This window comes from Moorena sp. SIO4E2, assembly GCF_010671945.1.
In the GTDB taxonomy this organism is placed as follows: Bacteria; Cyanobacteriota; Cyanobacteriia; order Cyanobacteriales; family Coleofasciculaceae; genus Moorena; species Moorena producens.
In genome coordinates, this window is sequence record NZ_JAAHIE010000895.1 from 1 (window position 1) to 2,316 (window position 2,316).

The following is a 2,316-nucleotide window of genomic DNA, read 5'->3' on the forward strand; positions in this document are numbered from 1 at the left end:
TCTTAGGGATTAAATAGGAAAACCTAACACTTTAGCAAAGGGAACAGCGGATCACCGGAACAGGGAGTAGGGAATATGGCATCAAAATTATCTCAATTCCTACACGGATTGCTATTTCCCCTAATGCTCAAAACTAAATTCACAGAATACTAGGATTGCGCTCACAATCCCTAATTTTAATTAACTAATATTAGTGAAATCATACTACTTAACTAATTTGAATTAACTGTCCATCACCATGAAACTGAATACACCAGCACTTGGAATAAGAGCCAATTTGCTCCAGAAGTGGATGCCGATCGGCTTAATTTTACTAGTCGCTACTGGGTTGTACCTCTATCAACTCGGCACAGAGAGCTTATGGTACGATGAGCTATTTAGCATTAACAAAACCCAGAGTGGGATATCACTGCCTCCGAAGAATCTGACACGTCCCTTTTATTTCATGATTCTCCACATTTGGATGCAGTTTAGCACTAGCACCGTTTGGTTGCGTGGGCTATCTGTAATTTTTGGACTAGGCAGTATCTTCCTAATCTACCTGCTGGGTCGTCGCTTAGCTGGAAAGCCAGTTGGCTTGATTGCCGCCCTCTTACTAACCCTCTCGCCTCTGTTTATCAACCATGCCCAAGAGGTAAGGATGTACACCCTCATCCCCTTCTTAAGTTTAGGGGGTACCTTAGCTCTAGTTCATGCCCTTGAAAATCCCAGGTTTGCTGCCATCAACTGGTGGGCTGTGGCCAGGTTTCTAGCCCTGGTGACTACTCCCGTTAGTGTGACCTTGTTTGTGCCAGATCTGGTATTAATTGGATGGCAGTTCCGTAATCACAAGCGCCGATTATTTGCCTTTGGGATCAGGCTGCTGCTGATTGGGAGTTGTTGGCTTCCTTTGGTATCAGCAGTTAATGAGTCTTCCACTAAATTCCTCAAAGGTTGGGTTACACAGTACCCAAAACCCAACATTATCTTAATTATCTCTGAAGTCACCCACTTGACAGCTTTTTGGCCATTGAGACACTTACTAGGGTCAGGCATCAGTGCCAACGACCTGATGAAACAGCTCAATCAGCAGTCTATCATGGACTGGCTTGTAGAGCATGTGTTAACGTCAAATCTTGTACCTTTGCTATATTACATGGCATATACAGCCATGGCAATCGGCTTGCTTGCGATCGCTCTATTGAGCAGGCACCCCTCAACAAAACTCTGGTGGATTAAAGTGTGGGCATTATTACCTGCCGGATCTATCTTATTGATATCCTATGTTTCCAGTTCCATATGGAAAGCTCGCTATCTACTAATTGTATCCCCCTATTTCTTAATTCTTCTAGCAGCAGGCTTGATGAAAGTTTGGCGTTGGCAACGTCAGGTAGCTGTTTTAGTAACTCTGCTCTACGCTATAGCAGTGGGTAGTGGTCTAGTGCATTACTACACAACCTTGTATCGTGTAGCAGGTGGTGCGCCAACTTGAGATTTTATTTATATAGTTCATTTTGTCTATACATCGTTTACTATTACCATTAATCGGTGGCATCCTGATGGGACTGACACCATCACCAACAGAAGCTTGGCCCCTAGCGTGGATTGCCCTAGTGCCTCTATGGTTCATAGTAGTCAGGGGTCAGAGTATTCGTGGCAATGCTTTATCTGGTCTGATCTGGGGTATCGGTTATCATGGCTTAGCTCTATCTTGGATTACTGGTATTCACCCGATGGACTGGATGGGGGTACCATGGCTAGCTAGTATTGCGATCGCATTATTCTGCTGGATATTCATTACCCTGTGGGGAGCACTCCTAGTAGCTGTCTGGGCCATAGGAATCTCTATAACTCAATCAATTACAGCAAGTTTCGCCCCCCTAGCCCCCCAACTTTGCGGTGCGACCCGTGGCGAATTTAATTCGCCAACGGAAAGCGCACTGGAGGGGGAAATTGAGTTAAAGTCCCCCAGAATTGGGGGATTTAGGGGGCTTGCAGCTAAAGGTAGTGAGGTCAATTCATCTGAAAACCGCTGTAAATTCCCATCCACCAAAGCTACACAACAACGTGATCTAAATCCTGATCTAAATCGTGATCTAAATCTCCCTACCCCCACTCAAAACTATGTTCTTTTAACCTCCTGCTTGCGGGTTCTAATCGGTACAGGCTTGTGGTGTGGCATAGAAACCCTGCGGAGTATGAGTCCCCTGTACTGGTCTTCCTTATCCTATACCCAAAGTCCCCATAACCTGATAATTTTGCACCTCGGTCAATTATCCGGTCCAATAACAGTTACAGCAGCTATTGTCGCCGTCAATGGTTTAATAGCTGAAAGCG

Annotated in this window: 1 protein-coding gene and 1 pseudogene; both read left to right on the plus strand. The window is 45.1% G+C overall.

Annotated elements, in window-relative coordinates; translation table 11 throughout:
* The first annotated feature begins 238 nt into the window (after positions 1 to 238).
* Positions 239 to 1,471: a glycosyltransferase family 39 protein gene (locus tag F6K37_RS38700; protein WP_008179494.1), complete on the plus strand. Its 1,233-nt coding sequence runs from the start codon at positions 239 to 241 to the stop codon at positions 1,469 to 1,471.
* Between the two features lie 67 nt (positions 1,472 to 1,538).
* Positions 1,539 to 2,316, plus strand: a pseudogene (locus F6K37_RS38705) (apolipoprotein N-acyltransferase); the annotation flags it as partial.

Coding starts and splice junctions, on each gene's coding strand:
- F6K37_RS38700 (WP_008179494.1), top strand. CDS start 239: ATGAAACTGAATACACCAGCACTTGGAATAAGAGCCAATTTGCTCCAG.